Annotated in this window: 20 protein-coding genes; 6 read left to right on the top strand and 14 right to left on the bottom strand. The window is 55.5% G+C overall.

Features of this window, described 5'->3' with window-relative positions; translation table 11 throughout:
- Positions 1-42: 42 nt before the first annotated feature.
- Genes LBW88_RS03830 through LBW88_RS03820 form a run of 3 tightly spaced genes read left to right on the top strand, consistent with a single transcriptional unit; the run spans position 43 to position 2,443 of the window.
- Positions 43-849, top strand: a complete 807-nt coding sequence (locus LBW88_RS03830) for an ABC transporter permease (protein ID WP_414004072.1) — start codon at positions 43-45, stop codon at positions 847-849.
- On the top strand, positions 821-1,687 hold the full coding sequence (locus LBW88_RS03825) for an ABC transporter ATP-binding protein (protein ID WP_224928553.1): 867 nt from the start codon (positions 821-823) through the stop codon (positions 1,685-1,687). Before LBW88_RS03830 ends, LBW88_RS03825 begins: the two co-directional genes overlap by 29 nt.
- Positions 1,688-1,705: 18 nt before the next feature.
- A complete protein-coding gene (locus LBW88_RS03820; RefSeq protein ID WP_224930250.1) occupies positions 1,706-2,443 on the top strand; it encodes an ABC transporter ATP-binding protein in 738 nt (245 codons plus the stop codon).
- 87 nt (positions 2,444-2,530) lie between these two features.
- On the opposite strand, the gene LBW88_RS03815 is transcribed toward LBW88_RS03820, so the two are convergent.
- Positions 2,531-3,166: an RpiB/LacA/LacB family sugar-phosphate isomerase gene (locus LBW88_RS03815; protein ID WP_224928557.1), complete on the bottom strand. Its 636-nt coding sequence runs from the start codon at positions 3,164-3,166 to the stop codon at positions 2,531-2,533.
- Between the two features lie 127 nt (positions 3,167-3,293).
- Between LBW88_RS03815 and LBW88_RS03810 the strand changes: the two genes are divergently transcribed.
- Positions 3,294-3,623, top strand: coding sequence for a cupin domain-containing protein (locus tag LBW88_RS03810; RefSeq protein ID WP_224928559.1), 330 nt, complete (start codon positions 3,294-3,296; stop codon positions 3,621-3,623).
- 313 nt (positions 3,624-3,936) lie between these two features.
- Here LBW88_RS03810 and LBW88_RS03805 read toward each other — a convergent pair whose 3' ends face one another.
- The 7 genes from LBW88_RS03805 to LBW88_RS03775 all read right to left on the bottom strand — a co-directional run bounded on the left by LBW88_RS03805 (position 3,937) and on the right by LBW88_RS03775 (position 10,946).
- Complete coding sequence (locus LBW88_RS03805; protein ID WP_224928562.1) at positions 3,937-4,440, bottom strand: protein disulfide oxidoreductase; 504 nt, start codon at positions 4,438-4,440, stop codon at positions 3,937-3,939.
- Positions 4,437-5,159 carry a DsbA family protein gene (locus LBW88_RS03800; protein ID WP_224930252.1) on the bottom strand — a complete coding sequence of 241 codons (723 nt, stop codon included), beginning with the start codon at positions 5,157-5,159 and terminating at the stop codon, positions 4,437-4,439. The genes LBW88_RS03805 and LBW88_RS03800 overlap by 4 nt, the downstream gene beginning before the upstream one ends.
- Positions 5,159-7,159, bottom strand: a complete 2,001-nt coding sequence (locus tag LBW88_RS03795; RefSeq protein WP_224928565.1) for a protein-disulfide reductase DsbD family protein — start codon at positions 7,157-7,159, stop codon at positions 5,159-5,161. The genes LBW88_RS03800 and LBW88_RS03795 overlap by 1 nt, the downstream gene beginning before the upstream one ends.
- A 48-nt stretch (positions 7,160-7,207) precedes the next feature.
- Positions 7,208-7,558 carry a hypothetical protein gene (locus LBW88_RS03790; protein ID WP_224928568.1) on the bottom strand — a complete coding sequence of 117 codons (351 nt, stop codon included), beginning with the start codon at positions 7,556-7,558 and terminating at the stop codon, positions 7,208-7,210.
- A gap of 198 nt (positions 7,559-7,756) precedes the next feature.
- Complete coding sequence (locus LBW88_RS03785; protein WP_224928571.1) at positions 7,757-8,551, bottom strand: SDR family NAD(P)-dependent oxidoreductase; 795 nt, start codon at positions 8,549-8,551, stop codon at positions 7,757-7,759.
- A gap of 83 nt (positions 8,552-8,634) precedes the next feature.
- The gene (locus LBW88_RS03780; protein WP_224928574.1) at positions 8,635-9,804 is read right to left on the bottom strand and encodes an MFS transporter; all 1,170 of its coding nucleotides are present in this window, start codon (positions 9,802-9,804) and stop codon (positions 8,635-8,637) included.
- Positions 9,801-10,946: a serine hydrolase domain-containing protein gene (locus LBW88_RS03775; protein ID WP_224928576.1), complete on the bottom strand. Its 1,146-nt coding sequence runs from the start codon at positions 10,944-10,946 to the stop codon at positions 9,801-9,803. Before LBW88_RS03775 ends, LBW88_RS03780 begins: the two co-directional genes overlap by 4 nt.
- A 113-nt stretch (positions 10,947-11,059) precedes the next feature.
- Here LBW88_RS03775 and LBW88_RS03770 point away from each other — a divergent pair, with 113 nt between their 5' ends.
- Both LBW88_RS03770 and LBW88_RS03765 read left to right on the top strand, forming a co-directional pair.
- Positions 11,060-11,950, top strand: coding sequence for a LysR family transcriptional regulator (locus LBW88_RS03770; protein ID WP_224928579.1), 891 nt, complete (start codon positions 11,060-11,062; stop codon positions 11,948-11,950).
- Between the two features lie 85 nt (positions 11,951-12,035).
- Positions 12,036-12,893: an NAD(P)-dependent oxidoreductase gene (locus LBW88_RS03765; protein WP_224928583.1), complete on the top strand. Its 858-nt coding sequence runs from the start codon at positions 12,036-12,038 to the stop codon at positions 12,891-12,893.
- Here the strand turns inward: LBW88_RS03765 and LBW88_RS03760 are convergent.
- The 6 genes from LBW88_RS03760 to LBW88_RS03735 form a co-directional block, all read right to left on the bottom strand.
- A complete protein-coding gene (locus tag LBW88_RS03760) occupies positions 12,866-13,450 on the bottom strand; it encodes an AAA family ATPase (protein ID WP_224928585.1) in 585 nt (194 codons plus the stop codon). The two genes, LBW88_RS03765 and LBW88_RS03760, sit on opposite strands and share 28 nt — an antisense overlap.
- Entirely contained in the window at positions 13,447-13,884 is a 438-nt protein-coding gene (locus LBW88_RS03755) for a PTS sugar transporter subunit IIA (protein ID WP_224928588.1), read from the bottom strand. Before LBW88_RS03755 ends, LBW88_RS03760 begins: the two co-directional genes overlap by 4 nt.
- Positions 13,885-13,893: 9 nt before the next feature.
- Positions 13,894-14,163, bottom strand: coding sequence for a hypothetical protein (locus LBW88_RS03750; RefSeq protein ID WP_034827286.1), 270 nt, complete (start codon positions 14,161-14,163; stop codon positions 13,894-13,896).
- Positions 14,164-14,227: 64 nt separating this feature from the next.
- Positions 14,228-15,070, bottom strand: a complete 843-nt coding sequence (locus LBW88_RS03745) for a class II fructose-bisphosphate aldolase (RefSeq protein ID WP_224928591.1) — start codon at positions 15,068-15,070, stop codon at positions 14,228-14,230.
- Positions 15,057-16,424 (bottom strand): PTS sugar transporter subunit IIC, encoded by a 1,368-nt coding sequence (locus LBW88_RS03740; RefSeq protein WP_224928594.1) that lies wholly within the window; start codon positions 16,422-16,424, stop codon positions 15,057-15,059. The genes LBW88_RS03745 and LBW88_RS03740 overlap by 14 nt, the downstream gene beginning before the upstream one ends.
- Entirely contained in the window at positions 16,417-16,731 is a 315-nt protein-coding gene (locus tag LBW88_RS03735; protein ID WP_034827292.1) for a PTS sugar transporter subunit IIB, read from the bottom strand. Before LBW88_RS03735 ends, LBW88_RS03740 begins: the two co-directional genes overlap by 8 nt.
- Positions 16,732-16,735: the final 4 nt, after the last annotated feature.

The raw sequence follows: 16,735 nt of genomic DNA, 5'->3' as shown, positions 1-16,735 counted from the left end.
TGTCGTCGTACCCTCTCGCGTATAGGCCATTTCCTGTGGCAAATGGCCTGCAATCCCCTCACGGCCATCGGCGGAGGCATCATTTTACTGCTGCTGATCGTGGCGCTGTTTGCGCCGTGGATCGCCCCTTACCATCCATTGATTCAGGATTTGAATAACGCACTCACGCCGCCGAACGCACAGCACTGGTTTGGCACCGATGAGTTTGGACGCGATATCTTCAGTCGTTTGGTGTGGGGGGCGCGCATTACCTTGTATATCGTCATGCTGGTGTCGATTACCGTCGGGCCATTAGGCCTGCTGTTGGGCGTCACTGCCGGCTACTTTGGCGGCAAAGTGGACAGTGTATTAATGCGTGTCACCGATATCTTCATCTCATTCCCGAGTCTGGTGCTGGCACTGGCGTTTGTTGCGGCGCTTGGCCCGGGCCTGGAACATGTGGTGATGGCGATTACCCTCACCGCCTGGCCGCCGATTGCTCGCCTGGCACGCGCAGAAGCGCTGTCACTGCGGCAGGCAGACTTTGTTTCTGCCGTGCGCTTACAGGGCGCGTCTCCCCTGCGCATTCTGTGGAAACACATTATGCCGCTGTGCCTGCCCTCGGTGATCATCCGTATCACCATGAACATGGCGGGCATCATTTTGACCGCGGCAGGTCTGGGTTTCCTCGGTTTAGGCGCACAGCCGCCCGATCCGGAATGGGGCGCGATGATCGCCAGTGGCCGCACTTATATGCTGGAGTGCTGGTGGGTGGTCACCGTGCCTGGGTTAGCGATTCTGATTAACAGTCTGGCGTTTAACTTCTTAGGAGATGGCTTACGTGACATCCTCGATCCCCGCAGCGAATAGCGCTGCCCCCCTGCTCGACGTGCAGGATCTTCAGGTTAATTTCGTCAATGGCCGCCTGATTACCCCAGCGGTGCGCGGCATCTCTTTCCAGTTGGGCAAGGAGAAGCTGGCGATTGTCGGTGAATCGGGCTCGGGCAAATCCACGGTGGGTCGCGCGCTGTTGCAACTGCATCCGCGCAGCGCGCAAGTGACCGCCCAGCGCATGCAGTTTGCTGATGTCGACCTGCTGCGGGCTTCCCCTGCACAGATGCGTGCCGTGCGCGGCAAGCGTATTTCAATGATCATGCAGGACCCCAAATACTCGCTGAACCCGGTGGTACGCGTGGGCGAACAAATTGCCGAAGCCTGGCGCAGCCACCATCCCGGACAACGTGAGGAGGCACGCCAGCGGGCGCTAGAGATGCTTGAGGTGGTGCAGATCCGCGACCCAAAGCGCGTGTATCAGTGCTACCCACATGAGATCTCCGGCGGACAAGGTCAGCGCGTGATGATCGCCATGATGCTGATTACCGACCCGGAACTGCTGATTGCCGATGAGCCGACCTCGGCGCTGGATGTTTCCGTTCGTTTGCAGGTGCTGACGCTGCTGGATGAACTGGTGCAGCAGCGCGGGCTGGGTCTGATCTTCATCAGCCACGACCTCAATCTGGTGCGACGTTTTTGCGATCGCGTGTTGGTGATGTATGCCGGCCGCGTGGTCGAATCGCTGGCCGCCGATCAACTCGATCACGCTCAGCATCCTTATACCCAGGGATTGCTGGCCGCGCTGCCGGATATGGACGCACGCCGCTCGCGATTGCCGGTGCTACAGCGTCAGGCAAGCTGGTTACAACCTTAAGGAGAGAGCATGAACGAGATGATCCGTGTGAGTCACCTTAACCTCAGTTTCGGCGAAGACGAGCAGCGCAATCAGGTGCTGTATGACGTCAATTTGTCGGTGCGTGAAGGGGAAATTTTTGGCCTGGTCGGCGAGTCTGGATCGGGGAAAACTACGGTGCTGAAGTGTCTTGCCGGGCTGTTTACCCATTGGGATGGTGAACTTGCGATTGCCGGGCAAAAACTGGAGCATCGCATTGCTCGCGCCCGCTGTCGCGAGGTGCAGATGGTATTTCAGGATCCCTACGGCTCGTTGCATCCACGCCACACCATTGGCGATATTCTGGAAGAGCCGCTGCACATTCACGGTATCGGACAACGTACGCAGCGCGTCATTGCGATGCTGGAGAAGGTTGGATTGAACCGGGCATGGCAGACCCGCTATCCGCATCAGCTGTCTGGCGGTCAGCGCCAGCGTGTGGCCATTGCGCGTGCGTTGATCCTCAAACCGCGCGTGTTATTACTGGATGAGCCAACCTCAGCGCTGGACGTGTCGGTACAGGCGGAGATCCTGAACCTGTTGAGTGATTTGCAGCAGCAGGAAAATCTCACCTATTTGATGGTGACACACGATCTCGGCGTGGTGGCGCATTTGTGTCATCGGGTTGCGGTGATGCAGCACGGGAAAGTGCTGGAGACGCTGGATATCGATGCATTGGTGGGGAATCGGGCGCAGGTGGGTTATACGCAGATGCTGGTGGAGTCGAGTCGAACGTAAACGTTAATGGTGGCTTTAACGACAACGCTAAATGTTTAATCAGGTGCGCATCGATGCGCACCTGATTTGACGCTTAACGGTGCTGCTTTACAGCAATTCACGCACGTATCGCACAATATCCTGATTCTGTCCGTGCTCGAACAGGCACTCCTGCAGACGCGCCCCGCTCACGGCAGTTTTCACCAACTCAGGGTCCAGCGCGCGCAGTGAATCCAGGTAATTGTCTTTTAGCAGCGCGGCTTTGACTTCATTGAGAATGCCCGCATTGCGCACCTGCGGCTCTTTGCGCTCTGGCGGGTAACCCAGACCTTTTTCGCCGGTGAAGGCTTTCTCAAAGATAAAGCGCAGATTCAGTTCTGCACCCCAGCCAAAACCTTTGGCGAACGGCAGCGAAAGCGCGTTGCCATTGTTGATCTGAGCAAACAAATAGGCATCAGCAGGATCGATACAGTAGCCACACACCACGCCAGGATGCAGGTTGAGCGATACCAACGCGCCCTGCCCGGTACCGCAACCGGCGACCACAAAGTCCACCGCTTTGCTGTTCAGCAACACGCTGGCCATGATACCGAGGTGAATATAGGTCAGATGATGATCTTGCTCGTCGCTCATGCCGACGTTAAACACCTCATGGCCGAGCGGTTGCGCGACGGTTTGCAGTTCTTTCCATACGGTTGCGTTCTTTGCGGCCTGGCTATTTTCCATCATCAAAGCAATTTTCATGATCCGTCCTCAGATTAATTTGAAACACCGTTTCATTTTAATCAAGGTGCGCTAAAATGCAGCCTGAAATGTCTCTTTCGATGTGAGGCATGTCACACATTGATGAAGTCACTGGAGAGGAGAACCCATGTTTATTTATAAAAGTGCAACCACTCAGGAAGACCTCGGCAACGGCGTGACGCGACGAGTCATGGCCCACGGTGGGCGAATGATGGCGGTCGAAGTGACCTTTGAAAAGGATGCGGTTGGACCGTTGCATCATCATCCACATGAACAACTGACTTATGTACTGTCGGGACGTTTCGCTTTCACGATTGATGGGGTTACGCAGGAAGTGAGCGCGGGTGACACGTTATATAAAGCGCCCAGTGTGGTGCACGGTTGCGTCTGTCTGCAAGCGGGTACGCTGCTGGATACCTTTACGCCGCAGCGCGAGGATTTTCTCGGAGCGCGGTAGATAACGGATACACATGCAGGTGCATCCCTGGATAGAGCATGAGTGCCTGCTGGATTGCCGCTTGTCTGTTAAACGATCAGCATTAACGCAGTCTGGGGCCGCTTTGGGGCTGGCGGTCCCAGCCTGCTCATTAACTTCTGTGCGTGGTGTCAAAAGGATACAAAAACGGCGGGTAGCTCAGAGGTGACTGGATAGCATTCGCCTTAATGCGCAAAAAAAAAGCTGCCACTTCGGAAAGTAACAGCTTAACTAATAAATCGCCTAAACTGACAGCCAACGTATTGGTTTTGCCGATCTGGCGTGCACACTTGTGTTAGCTAAATTTTTCCGCCCACCAGAGTCGCAACTTCAATCCCCAACTGCTGCTCCAGCCGGTGGTGGTGCTCACCACTTTGCCCTGCTGCAATACGATAAAGGTCGGTGTCACGCTGATGTCCCAGCGTTGACTCACTGCACCGTTTTCATCGTTAACCGCCGGACCACGCAGACCTTTCTTCTCCAGCCAGGTCGCGACACGCGAGTCATCACCAGAGCGCAAGGCCACACTCACCACCTGCGTACCGTTCTGGCTCAGCGCCGCGACCGTTGGCGTGGTCAGTTTGCACACCCCACACCAGGTAGCCCACACATACACCAGCACCGGCTTATCCTGGCTTAACGTGGCCAGATTGACTTCGCCTTGCAGCGCCGTTAGCGGCTGTTGCGCCAGATCGGCAGGCAGCTGCGGAGATCGCAGCCAATCCATACCCCAAATGACAGCAGCGGCGATCAGCACCAGCCAGAGCGCTTCACGCAGCCAGCGCTTGATGCGCGTCATGGCTTCGCCTGCAACGCGCCCTTCACTGCCGCCTCCAGTTGCGCATACGGCACCGCGCCGCTGATCAACTCATTGCCCACCAGCGTGGCGGGTGTGCCCTGAACACCTAACTGCTGCGCCAGCGTCAGGTTTTCGTTGATGGTGTCGAGGCTGGCTTTGCTGGGTTCTTTCAGCTTAATGCCGGTTTTATCCAGCGCCGCTGCAATGCTCGCTTCATCGTGGTTACCCTTTTTCGCCATTAAGCGCTCATGCAATTTCAGGAAGTTTTTTGGTTGCTGCTCCCAGACAGTCAACGCCAGCCGCGCGGAGGTCAGCGAAGTTTCGGCGCGATACGGCAGTGGTTTCAACACCACCCCCACCTGCGGATAGGTTTTCAGCAATTTCTCGATGTCCGCATCGAATTTCTTGCAGAACACGCAGTTGTAGTCGGTGAAGTACACCAGCGTCAGCGCCGGTTTTTCTGCACCGATGCGCGGCGAGCCAGCGTCGTTAAACAAGGCATCGTGGTTTTTCTTCACCATCTGCGCGACAACGCTCTGCTGCTGTTTCGCTGCTTCTTTATCAAAGGCATCCGCCGCTTCGGCCAGAATTGCCGGGTTCTGCACCAGCGTTTCACGAATCAGCTCTTTAATACGCGCCTCCTGCTCCGGGGTAAAAGGTGCAGCCGCCAGTGCAGGCAGCGTCAGGAACATCAGTGGCAGGAACAGGGATTTTTTCATCATTTTTTGGCCTCAGAGAGAGTTGAAATCACCGCTTCACGACTCAGCAGCGGTGACAAAATGTGGCCATGCGGCAGTGCCGGGCCATAAATTTGGTTAAAAGGAATGGCGACACGATCGCGCTTGCGCAGGAATTCGCCAATGGCTGGATCAGGTTGGGTCCAGTCACCGCGTAGCAGCACCACATCGTCGGCTTTCAGTGCGGCGCGTACGTCAGGTTGATTCAGCACGCGGGATTTATTCACTTTGCAGGTGATACACCAGTCGGCGGTAACATCGACAAACACACGTTTATCTTGCTCCAGCGCCTGATTGATCGCCGCTTCGGTCAGTGGCTGCCAGTAAAGCGTTTCTTCCTCTGGCGCGATACGTGTCATCAGGAACACGGCACCTGCCAGCGTCAGGGTGATAAACACCACGCCAGCCTGTTGCAAAGCGCGACGCTGCACCAGCCATGCACACAGCACCAATAGCAAGACTCCGCCAAGTACCATGGCGAAAGTCTCCCCCCAATGCGGGATCAACAGCGAGACCAGCCAGAAGGTGGCGATCAGCATCAATAAGCCGAGCATGGTGCGCAGATGCACCATCCAGCGACCCGGACGCGGCAGACAACGCGCCAAACCTGGCAATGCCGCCACCAACAGCCATGGCAGGCTCATGCCAATACCCAATGCAGCAAACAGCAGCCACAGCTGCGGTAGAGGCGCAGTGAGCGCATAGGCCACGGCGGTACCCAGGAACGGCGCGCTGCACGGCGTCGCTAAAAAGGTGGCAAACGCCCCCTGGCCAAAATGACCCAGCAGCCCGTTACCGCCCTGCGTTGCCAGTTTGGTGTTGAAGCTGGAGGGCAAACGGAAGTGCAGCAAATCGAACAAACTGGCGGTGAACAGGAACATCACCAGTACCATCAAAAGCAGGAACCCACTGCTCTGGAACTGGATGCCCCACCCCAGCGCCTGGCCGCTGAGCCGCAGACCGGTCATTAAGGCGGCCAGCAGCAGGAACGAGAACAGGATTCCGGCGCTGGACGCGAGGAACTGCTGGCGGGTCTGACGGCGTGATTGCCCCTGTTGCTGCACGAGGCTACTGAGTTTGATCGCCAGCACCGGCAACACGCAAGGCATCAGATTGAGGATCAAGCCACCCAGAAGCGCCAGCAACATCACCGACCAGAGGGTTTGCGTTCCGCTGCCAGATACCAGCGGCTCAGAACCTATCATGACTGAACTCTGCTGAGCGATGCCCGCGTCTGCCACCACCAGCGACAAGGTTTTACCGCGCAAATCGGGCGCTGTTTCGCCCCACTCATCGGTGACCGCCACGCGCGCCGTTAAGGCATCGCCTTCGACACTGATCTGCGGTGCAGCTAGCATGCTGCCTTGCGGATAATCGAAGAACAGTTCTGGCTTATCCCAACCCTCCTGCCGTTGCGCACGAATCTGCAATTCACCCTGGCCATAGCTTGCCTGCAGTTGATCGGTCAGCCCGCTTTCAGGCGGTATTTGGCCTAATGCCTGCGCATAGTCACGGACAAAATCGCCATCAGCGGCTTGCGAAAGATCGAGGCTGAACGGAAAGTCGGTCAGGATACAGACGTCACTGCAGGTGGAGAGCGTCAGCGTGCCTGATAAGGTTTGACCCGGCACGTTTCCCAGCGCAATCGGCAGCGTGATGTTGCCTTTATAGCCTTGCGTCGTTAGCCCACTGACGTCGAAACGTGCGGGTGCGGGCCAAAGCCACTGCGCGTTGACGCCGGGGGTTTGCCAACGGATTGCCGGGGCTACGCCACCTTCCCCCGGCGATCGCCAGTAGGTTTTCCAGCCTTTCTCCAGGCGGATATCTATCAACAATTGTGCGTTATCGCCCTGGCTGGCGCTGCGCAAACGCACTTCGGCGTGGCTATTTTGCGCATTGCGCAGCCAGCCGCTGTCAGCGGCCTGCGCCACGCTGGCGTAGCACGTCAACAGGAGCAACAGGCTCCTGATAAGGATGTTCATATTTTTTCTCCGGTGAATAACAAGGTTTACGCGATGGAGTGCGTAGTGTTATTCCCGGAAGACGCAGAAGGTCAGATGCCGCCGCTGTACGGGCGGAAAGAGAGGCTCACGACGATAGCCTGTTGTTGGCTTAGATGAGAATAGCGTGGTGAGTAATGCGATAACCATCAACAGGAATGGCATGGTGCTGTCGATAACTGGCGCAGCCGCGTGCAGTGATTTGGCGCTGATTGAGCAGAGTTTTTCACCACCGACAGAATCGACATCACTGATGGATGACGCGCTGATAGTGGTCTGCGATGCAGTGGGCAAGTTAAAGCTACGCTGGGCGAGACAAAACGCCAGCACCAGACAGAGCAGTGCCAGAATCCATTTTGCGCGTTGTGATGATTTGGTCATGCCATCGCCCCAGAGTAAAGTGCGGGCATTTTATGCACATGCAGCAGAAACACCAAGCATTGCAGTGTAAACTTTTGTCTTAGTGTTCTTGCCTGTGCTTAACGTAGCGGCACAATGCGATGTCCTCTCTGGCAGCTTGATTGCTGTTAGAGGGCGAGATAAATCTCGCCGCTACGGTTTTGTCGGTGTCATTAATCGTTAAACAATATCGTCCACCACACCGCCATCGACACGCAATGCCGCGCCGGAGGTGGCTGAAGCTTGTTGCGAACAAACATACACCACCATATTCGCCACCTCTTCCACTGTGGCAGCGCGCTGGATTACCGAACTCGGACGCTGGGCCATCACGAACTCTTTTGCCAAAACCTCCAGTGATTTTCCGGTGCGTTTCACTTCCTCTTCCATCATTGCAGCAAAGCCATCGGAGAGCGTTGGCCCAGGCAGCACGCTGTTCACCGTCACGCCGCTGCCCGCCGCCACTTTCGCCAAACCGCGCGCCAATGAGAGCTGCGCGGTTTTGGTCACACCGTAATGCACCATATCGGCGGGGATATTGCGTGCCGATTCAGAAGAGATAAACACCACGCGACCCCAACCGCGTTTCACCATCTCCGGCAGCAAGGCGCGAGACAGTCGCACACCCGACATCACGTTGGTTTGCCAGTAGGCTTCCCAGGTTTCATCATCGGTGGCGTAAAAATCCTGTGGTCCATAAATACCGGCGTTGTTAACCAGAATATCGATGGGCGGTAATCCGTTTAGCAACTGCTTCACACCCTCTGCGCTGCCGAGATCGGCAATAAAAGTATGAATTTTGGCTCCCGCCACCAATCCATTCAGCTTCTCACGCGCCCGGCTCACTGAGGCTTCACTGCGCCCGTTAAGCACCACTTCGGCACCACTCTCAGCCAATCCCTGAGCAATCGCAAAACCAATGCCGCCTGTTGATGCAGTGACTAATGCGGTTTTACCGTGCAAATCGATTTTCATAAAGGTCTCCTTGATGGATGCGGAACATCCATCAAGCCTGGTTGAGACTGCAAAATATGCCTTATCAAATCATGCGGTTATTATTACGCCCCGGGATTAGCATACGCGCGAACGGCCCGCTTTCTACCTCGCCAAATCGCCCACAGCGCCATCGCCAGCAGCAATAAAAGCGCCGGGGCAAAACTACTGACGCCGACGCTTTTCAATAACGCACCACCGACGATTCCGCCACCGGCAATCGCCAGATTCCATATCGTGACCAGCATCGACTGTGCAACATCCACCGCTTTACCGGCATGCTCCACCATCGCGGTTTGAAACAGTGTGGCCACTCCGCCAAACGCCAATCCCCACAGCATCACGGCTAACCAGATCGCCATTGTCGTGGCGGGAAACAGTTGCAGCAACAGTGCGGCAACCATAAACAACAGAGTGCTGATCAACAGCATCGGCTGTAAGTAGCGATCCACCCACCAGCCAGTGATAAAAATGCTGATCAGCGAACTGACGCCAAACAGCAGCAATACCGCGTCGGCGCGGGCTGCCAGTCCGGCAGGTTGTAAAAACGGCACGATATAGGTGTAGAGAATGTTGTGCGCCAGTACGACACAGAGCACCAGCATGAGCACTCTTGCCACACCGGGAAGCATTAACACCTGGCGCAAAGGCAAACGCTGCTGCGCCAGCTGCCCTGGCCGCTCAGGCGCAGTCAGCCGCAATATCAACATCAGCAGAAGCGATAAACCACTCAGTGCGGCAAAACTCAGGCGCCAACCGATGACATTGCCCACCAAAGTTCCCAGCGGCACGCCGAACGCCAGCGCCAGTGGCGTACCGGCCATCGCTATCGCGATAGCTTTGCCCTTCTGCTCAGGCGGCACCATGGCGGCGGCATAACCCGCCAATAGCGCCCATAGCAAACCCGCTGCAATCCCGGCCAGTACCCGAGACACCAGCATTAACGGATAACTGCTCGCCAGCGCGGTTGCCGCGTTGGCAAGGGTAAATCCCACTAGCGCCAATAGCAGCAGGCGACGTCGCGGCACGCCCTGCAACATAGCCATCAACGGTATGGCCGCCAGGAAAGAACCTATCGCATAGGTCGATACACTCTGGCCCGCAGCAGCCACTGAAACCCGTAAGTCTTGCGCCATGGGCGCCAGTAGTCCGGCGGGCAAGGCTTCCGTAACGATGGTGACAAACGCCGCCAGACTGAGTGTTAATAGAGGCACTAAGGGTAGACGTGCGCTCATTGGGCCCCCTGTATCGCCAGGTAAACGGCATCGCGCAGGTCATTAACAAATTGTCCGGACATGCCTTCGTAAAGCGTGTTGGTAAAGGCCACCACACTCAGTGCCTGTTGCGGATCGACAAACCACGCATGACCGTAAGCGCCACCCCAGCGCCAGGTGCCAACGGATTCAGGTGAGTCCGCCAGCAGCGGATCGCGCAATACCGAGAAGCCCAGCCCAAAACCGACCCCGGGCATATCCGGCAATACGTGCTGGCTGACTTGATCACGCGCCATCTCTGCTACCCATTCAGCTGGCAATAAAGTGCTGCCTCCGTGGCGCAGCATTTCCAACAGCGTCATGAAATCGCTGACCGTTCCGACCATGCCTGCACCGCCGGATGGAAACGCCTGAGGATCGTACACGCGTGCGGGGCTGTACGGGATACCTACCGTCCCTTCAAACGGTGCCACCACTTCTCCCTCACGCAAGATATGTGGACGCGGCTGGTCGCTGACGTAAGCGGTTGCCACAGATTGATCGGCTGGCAGTGAGAAGCCCGTCTTTTTCATCCCGAGTGGCCCGGTGACCAGATGATGTATGGCTTCAGGCAATGGCTGTTGCTGGACCTGTTCAATAATCGCCCCCACAACATCAGTCGCCAGTGAATAGCACCACGCAGTTCCTGGTGCGAATAGCAAGGGGACAGTGCTAAGCCGCTGAAGATTCTCCTGCAGGGATAATGGGGTCGCATCCATTCCATCTGAGACACCCGCCCGCGCATAGGGTCCATTTGGTGTGGCTTCAAGGAAGCGATAGCTGAGACCGGCGCTGTGGCTCAGCAGTTGACGCAGCGTGATCAGCGCCCTGCTGCCATCAGGCTGCAGCGGTTTAAACGTTGGCAGCCAGCGGGTGATATCGCTATCCAGTGACAGCCTTCCTGCTGCGACCAGCATCATCGCCGCAGTACTGACTATCGGCTTGCTGACGGAGGCGAGGCGAAAACGCTCGCCCACAGTCATCGGTCGTTGGTTTTCGCGATCGGCATAGCCTGCTGCCTGATGGAACAGGGTTACGCCATCGCGCTTCACCATCACCTCCATCCCTACCAGACGCTGTTCATCCAGCGCCGTTTGCATCACCTGCTGAAGTATCTTTTGCATTATTTTCGCTCCTGATTCATGAGTTCGATTAAGGTAGCCACTTCCCGATTGCGGAAAAAGTAGGGTACATTTCATGACTCACCGGACATTTTTGTCCTGAATAAGGGGTCGAGATGGACAGCCTCAATGGATTTATGGTGTTCGTTCAGGTGGCGGAAACACGCAGCTTTGTAGCCGCGGGACGACATCTGGGGATTACGGCGTCGGCGGTTGGGAAAAGTATCGCCCGTCTGGAGGACCGGTTAGGAGTGAGGCTGTTTCATCGCAGTACGCGTAGCATCACCCTCACCGCTGAAGGCACGCTGTTTCTGGAGCGCAGCAGGCGCATTCTTGCTGAGATTGAAGCAGCTGAAAGCGAGTTGTCTCAGGCTGCACAACGTCCGACCGGGAGATTAAAACTTAGCCTGCCTATCGTCAGCTCACTGATTCTGCCCGCGCTGGGTGATTTTATGGCGGCTTATCCTGATATTCAGCTGGATCTCGATTTTAGCGATCGTCTGGTGGATGTGATTGCCGAAGGCTATGACGCGGTGATGCGGGGTGGCCCGCCAACGGACTCGCGCCTTTCGGCGCGCAAGTTAGGTTACGCCTATTCTGTTGCCGTCGCGTCACCCGAGTATCTGGCGCGTCACGGTACGCCACAGACGCCCGAAGCGTTACAGCAACATGCTTGTCTGCATTATCGCTTCAATACCACCGGCAAGCTGGAACGCTGGGTGCTGCGCGGTTATGAAGATGAACATGAGTTGGCCTTACCCCAGAGCATGGTGTGTAACAACATTGAGACGCGCGTCTGCTTTGCGATGCGAGGTTTAGGGATCGCCATGCTGCCGGATTTCTCAGTGCGGGAAGCCCTCGCGCAAGGCACGTTAGTTGAAGTCCTCAGCGATTATGCCTGTCACCGCAATGTGTTTCATCTGCTGTGGCCGGCCAGTAAGCACCCTTCACCTAAGGTTCGCGCGTTAATCGATTTTCTCAGTACGCGAGTCTTTTCGCCGGGTTAACGGTTGTATTTGCTTGCACTTCCCTGCGCACGATCCTTTTCGCACGTTCCATACTGAGAACATGAAGCCTAAAGGAGTTATCGTGATGACAACCATTGCTATCGCCGCACCCGGCGCTATGGGCGCGGCCATCGGGGGTGTACTTGCCCAACACGGGGCGCGGGTGATTGCCCCGTTGAGCCAACGCTCCGCCCAATCTCAACAGCGTGCACAACAGGCCAATATTGCCAACTGCAGCGCAGAGGCGATTTGCGAGGCCGATATTATCCTATCAATCCTGCCGCCCGAATCGGCACTCAGCTGGGCGCAGCAGATAGCCCCGCTTCTGCAAGCTGCCGCACATAAGCCGCTGTATGTGGATTGCAACGCCATCAGCCCCGAAACGCTAAAGCAGGTGGCGCAGGTGATCGAAAGCACCGGCACACCCTTTGCCGATGCGGCGATTATTGGCTTGCCGCCGGGCGAGCAGAATCCTTCCGGGCCACGCTTCTGGTTTGCAGGGCCCCATGCCGGGAAACTGGCACAGTTAAGCGATTTTGGATTACGCGTGCGGGTGATGAACGCTGAAAACGGTGCTGCTTCGGCATTGAAGATGGCTTACGCCGGTATCAACAAAGGTATCACTCTGCTGACCTCGGCAATGTTGATTAACGCCAGCCGCGTGGGTGCTGCGGATGCGTTACGTGAAGAGATGCAGGAGAGCCAGCAGGCTCTGCTGCAAAGAATGGCAAAAGCCACGCCGGATATGTTACCGAAGGCCTGGCGCTGGGCGGCGGAGATGGATGAGATTGCCACGCTAAATCAGGGCGAATTGGCCACCGAACAACTCTATCGGGCATTAGGCGAAATCTGCCGCCAGCTGGCTGATGATCAACAACACGATCAACAGTTCAGCGCCCTGCTGGCGGCCTTCTTTCAGCCTGAAGCGGATAAAGCGGGTTGAGCATTCACTGGTAAACGCAGTTGCCGTTGCAGCCAGGCCGTCGCAGCGCCCTCGTCAGGATCGCAGGCATCGAGTTGCAACACCGGCCCGAGCGCCATCGGCTGCGCCGTTTCCGCCAGCTTACGCAGTTCAGGCAGGTACTCGGCACCCGGATGCCCCGGCATACGATCGGTGAGTCGTGACTGATAACGCGCCACCGCTTCATCTGGTGTTATGGAAAGCCACAGCTCCAGTACCCGGGTAACACCCGCCTGCTGCAACCCTTGCTGCAACACGTCTTTGGGCTGGAAGCCAAACCAGGCGTCAATCAGGTAAACGCAGCAGCTGGGCGCTTGTCCAACGACCTTCCAAATCGCCTGATACGCGGCACAGCCCAATTGACGGTTGCGCAGACGATCCACTGGCGCAAAGCTTGCCATAAACGGTTCTTTAAGGCTGTCCAGCGTCAGCACTGGGAAACCAAACTGTTGCGCCATGGCCCGTGTTAGCGTGCTTTTACCCGATGCAGGAATGCCGTTGACCAGCACCACCACCTTTTCTTCAGTGTGAGAAGTCATAGAATTTCTATCACCTCCGCGACACTGCTGGCCCGGCGTAACCGCACCAGCGTTTCTTCATCCTCCAGCAATGAAACAATCGCGCGAATGCCTTCTTCAATGTGAGCATTGCTGTCACGCGCACCGAACATAATCACGATGTCGGCTTTGTCACTGCCTTCGAACGATATCGGCTCATCCAGCAGAATCATGCTGAAGCAATCCTTGAGCACGCCGGTCTCTGGACGCGCATGCGGAATCGCGATCCCTTCCTCAAATACATAATAAGCACCGTGCGTTAGCGTATTGGCAATCACCGCCTCTGGATACGAATCTTTCACATATCCACCGCTAACCAACGGTTGTGCGGCGAGCGCGATCACTTCGCGCCAGTCCGTGGCGCTGATTCCCACCTGAATCGCATTCGCTTCTTGCAGCAGTCGTTTAATACTCATACTGCCTCCTTAAATTGACTTGCGGATGGTATTACGCAGTTCATCAATTTTAACGAACAGCGGATCAATTTCCTGACGAAAACGGCGGCTTTTCGCAAAGATATTTAATGCGCGATTATATTCCAGCATTAATTGTTTCTGCGTATCGACCGCCTGCGGATTAACAGCGAGCTGTTGTTCCAGCTCGCTAATTTTTCCACTGATGGTTTCTGCCTGAAGATCTATTTCTTGTGAATCCTGGCTCTTATTCTCCGAGCCCTTTTTCAAGAATCCAAACATAGCGTCTCCTGCCCCGAATGGCGCCAGGGCACCTCAGGTTTATTACATCATGAGTGAGTCGTAATTAACGGAACAGTGAAATCTTTTCTACCAGCACATTGGTCACGGCATCGTTAGCGGGCACCAGGAAATTACGCACGCTGTCGTTCACCCGGCCTTTTTCAAACGTCTGCTTGCAGTTTGCCACCCACTGCACGTTCATTTCCGTGCCGACGTTCACTTTTTCGATACCGCTGCGTACGGCCAGACGCATATCTTCATCGCTGACGCCGGTGCCGCCATGCAGTACCAGAGGCGTTTTGGTGGCATCCGTGATATCCGCCAGACGCTGATGCTGAATGTGTGCCTTACCGGTATACAACCCGTGTACCGTACCGATGGAGATGGCCAGCATATCCACGCCGGTTTCTTCGACGAAGCGTTTGGCATCATCTACGGTGGTGAAGGAAGCATCGTTCATCTCCACTTCTTTACCGTCTTCAGAACCGCCAATCGCACCCAGTTCCGCTTCTACTGAGACGTGCAGTGGACGCGCCATATCAATTACGCGACGGGTATTGGCAATATTCTCTTCAATCGATAAATGTGAGCCGTCATACATAATTGAACTGAATCCGGCGTCCAGTGCCGTTTGAATGGCATCGAGATCTGAACAGTGATCCAAATGCAGGCACGTTGGCACATTACGACTTTCTGATAACGAGCAAATTGCATCGACTAATAATTTATGTCCGAGATATTTCGCCGTACCGGTTGAGATCTGAATCATTAATGGACTGTTGGTTTTCTCTGCTGCTTTAAAAAAGGCCGGTAACATTTCCAGGCAGTGCAAATTAAAGGAACCGAGCGCTTTAAATTCACGTTCTTTAGCCACCTGTAACAGATCGGTAAAGTTATAAAGTTTCATGAAGCTTTTCCTCGTGGGATTTAGGGGATTTTCCGTTAACAAACCAGGCGATCAGAGTGATGAAGAGAACAAACAGCGCGACGAACAACCAGTTGCCCTGGAACGCATGTCCCAATACCAGACCGGTACTGATGACGTCAGAGTCACTGAAGGTCACACCGGTGAAACCGTAGCTTTCGAGCATCGGCACCAGAATGGCCGGCAGGAAAGTGATGAACAGGCCGTGCACAAAACCGCCGATCATTGCGCCGCGACGTCCGCCCAGCGCGTTACCAAACACGCCTGCAGTGCCACCGGCAAAGAAGTTGGTCAGCAGCCCTGGCAAAATCATCGCCAGACCAAACATTGGGAACACCAGCATGCCGACCACAGAACCCAGCGTTGTCGCCAGGAAGCCGACGATCACGGCATTCGGCGCGTAAGGGAACATCACCGGGCAGTCGAGTGCGGGCTTAGCATCCGGGACCAGGCGCATGGCGATACCGCGGAAGGCTGGCACAAGTTCGTTCAGCAGTAAACGCACGCCGCTGTACAACACGAACACGCCAGCAACAAACTGAATCGATTGCATGAAGGCATACATCAGGTAGTTCATGCCGTTGCTGTACTGACCAATAAATTCCGGACCTGCTGCCACGGCTGGGATCAGGTACATCGGCACCATCACCACCGCCATCGACAGATAGGTGTCCTGCAGGAACTTAAAGTTGTCCGGCAGTTTAAGGTCTTCCGTCGAGCGAGAACCTTTGCCTACCACTTTCGCCACAGCCGCCGTCAGCAGATAGCCGATGGTGCAGAAGTGTCCAAGTGCCACGTCGTCAGAATCCGTGATACGACGTACCACAGGTTGTGCCAGCGCAGGCATCACCACCGCCATAATGCCGCCGAAAATGCCACCGGTAAGGATCAGAGGTAAACCTGTCAGCCCCGCTTTATAGCCAATCACCGCACCGATGGTCGCCATCCACAGCAGCGCTTGCCCGGTGAGGAAGATGTATTTGAACGGCGTCAGACGCGCGATGATGATGTTGACGATAAAGATCACCAACAATGTCAGCGCCACTTCTGAGCCCAGCTCGCGGCTCGCTAACCCGGCAATGGCGGCAACGTCGGTGATATAACCCTTCATGCCAAAACCGTGGGTGAAGATGGTGTTCAGGAAGGTCAGCGTACCCACAATAATGTTGATACCCGCCATCATGATTAAGAAGCCCAACAGGGTTTTAAAGGTGCCTTCCACCACCTTACCTGCGGATTTTTTCTGCAGTAGCAGACCAATCAGGGCAATAAAGGCGATCAGAATCGATGCCTGCCCTAATAAGTCTTTTACCAGGAAGTCGATCACACTATTCATGGTTAGCAACCTTCAGATTACGTTCTTTCATAAACGCCACGATTTTTTCTTCAATTTCTGCCTTGTCGGTCAGCTTATTGAGAATAATCACCCGTTTGATTTGCTCGGGGCTGGCATCGGCATTCAGGACATCGGCAAAGGCTTTCTGGGTCAGAATCATGTCGGATTTAAAAGCATTGGCTTCTGAAATCGTGGTGTGATCAATATCCGCTTCAATTTCGAGTTTCTTTAATACGGATTTGGCGCTCATTTCAATAGCGAAACTGGAACCCAGACCACATCCACAGACACATAATATTTTCAGCATGGTG

Source organism: Pantoea sp. alder81, from assembly GCF_020179835.1.
In the GTDB taxonomy this organism is placed as follows: domain Bacteria; phylum Pseudomonadota; class Gammaproteobacteria; order Enterobacterales; family Enterobacteriaceae; genus Pantoea.
Note: the sequence above shows the minus strand (reverse complement) of the source record. Positions and strands in the feature narration are given on the sequence as shown.

Coding starts and splice junctions, on each gene's coding strand:
- LBW88_RS03830 (WP_414004072.1), top strand. CDS start 43: ATGGCCTGCAATCCCCTCACGGCCATCGGCGGAGGCATCATTTTACTG.
- LBW88_RS03820 (WP_224930250.1), top strand. CDS start 1,706: ATGATCCGTGTGAGTCACCTTAACCTCAGTTTCGGCGAAGACGAGCAG.
- LBW88_RS03815 (WP_224928557.1), bottom strand. CDS start 3,166: ATGAAAATTGCTTTGATGATGGAAAATAGCCAGGCCGCAAAGAACGCA.
- LBW88_RS03810 (WP_224928559.1), top strand. CDS start 3,294: ATGTTTATTTATAAAAGTGCAACCACTCAGGAAGACCTCGGCAACGGC.
- LBW88_RS03805 (WP_224928562.1), bottom strand. CDS start 4,440: ATGACGCGCATCAAGCGCTGGCTGCGTGAAGCGCTCTGGCTGGTGCTG.
- LBW88_RS03800 (WP_224930252.1), bottom strand. CDS start 5,159: ATGAAAAAATCCCTGTTCCTGCCACTGATGTTCCTGACGCTGCCTGCA.
- LBW88_RS03795 (WP_224928565.1), bottom strand. CDS start 7,159: ATGAACATCCTTATCAGGAGCCTGTTGCTCCTGTTGACGTGCTACGCC.
- LBW88_RS03790 (WP_224928568.1), bottom strand. CDS start 7,558: ATGACCAAATCATCACAACGCGCAAAATGGATTCTGGCACTGCTCTGT.
- LBW88_RS03785 (WP_224928571.1), bottom strand. CDS start 8,551: ATGAAAATCGATTTGCACGGTAAAACCGCATTAGTCACTGCATCAACA.
- LBW88_RS03780 (WP_224928574.1), bottom strand. CDS start 9,804: ATGAGCGCACGTCTACCCTTAGTGCCTCTATTAACACTCAGTCTGGCG.
- LBW88_RS03775 (WP_224928576.1), bottom strand. CDS start 10,946: ATGCAAAAGATACTTCAGCAGGTGATGCAAACGGCGCTGGATGAACAG.
- LBW88_RS03770 (WP_224928579.1), top strand. CDS start 11,060: ATGGACAGCCTCAATGGATTTATGGTGTTCGTTCAGGTGGCGGAAACA.
- LBW88_RS03765 (WP_224928583.1), top strand. CDS start 12,036: ATGACAACCATTGCTATCGCCGCACCCGGCGCTATGGGCGCGGCCATC.
- LBW88_RS03760 (WP_224928585.1), bottom strand. CDS start 13,450: ATGACTTCTCACACTGAAGAAAAGGTGGTGGTGCTGGTCAACGGCATT.
- LBW88_RS03755 (WP_224928588.1), bottom strand. CDS start 13,884: ATGAGTATTAAACGACTGCTGCAAGAAGCGAATGCGATTCAGGTGGGA.
- LBW88_RS03750 (WP_034827286.1), bottom strand. CDS start 14,163: ATGTTTGGATTCTTGAAAAAGGGCTCGGAGAATAAGAGCCAGGATTCA.
- LBW88_RS03745 (WP_224928591.1), bottom strand. CDS start 15,070: ATGAAACTTTATAACTTTACCGATCTGTTACAGGTGGCTAAAGAACGT.
- LBW88_RS03740 (WP_224928594.1), bottom strand. CDS start 16,424: ATGAATAGTGTGATCGACTTCCTGGTAAAAGACTTATTAGGGCAGGCA.
- LBW88_RS03735 (WP_034827292.1), bottom strand. CDS start 16,731: ATGCTGAAAATATTATGTGTCTGTGGATGTGGTCTGGGTTCCAGTTTC.